Source organism: Cellulomonas sp. GbtcB1, from assembly GCF_019091725.1.
Taxonomy (GTDB): domain Bacteria; phylum Actinomycetota; class Actinomycetes; order Actinomycetales; family Cellulomonadaceae; genus Cellulomonas.
Genome location: NZ_JAGXJG010000385.1, coordinates 1 through 250, shown reverse-complemented (window position 1 = coordinate 250; position 250 = coordinate 1). Strand labels below are relative to the sequence as shown.

The following is a 250-nucleotide window of genomic DNA, read 5'->3' as shown; positions in this document are numbered from 1 at the left end:
CGCCGATCAGCCTGGGCGGCCTGAGCCTCTGCCTCGCCACCGAGTCGGCGCAGTCCTCCGGCTCGTGCACCACCACGACCACCGATGAGGGCACCGCGACCGTGACCCGGCAGGACGCCTCGCAGACGTCCTCCGCCCTCGGGATCGACGTCGGCGAGATCACGGTCGACCCGGCCGCGATCATGTCGGGCGCCACGGCGTCGCAGCAGTCCTCGGGCGATGACGCGGCCCCCGGCACCCCCACCGCCGT

At 74.4% G+C, this 250-nt stretch carries 1 protein-coding gene; it reads left to right on the top strand.

The genetic code is table 11. The features are described from left to right. The coding region (locus tag KVT14_RS20790; protein ID WP_217617336.1) for a hypothetical protein at positions 1-250 on the top strand (250 nt) is incomplete at both ends.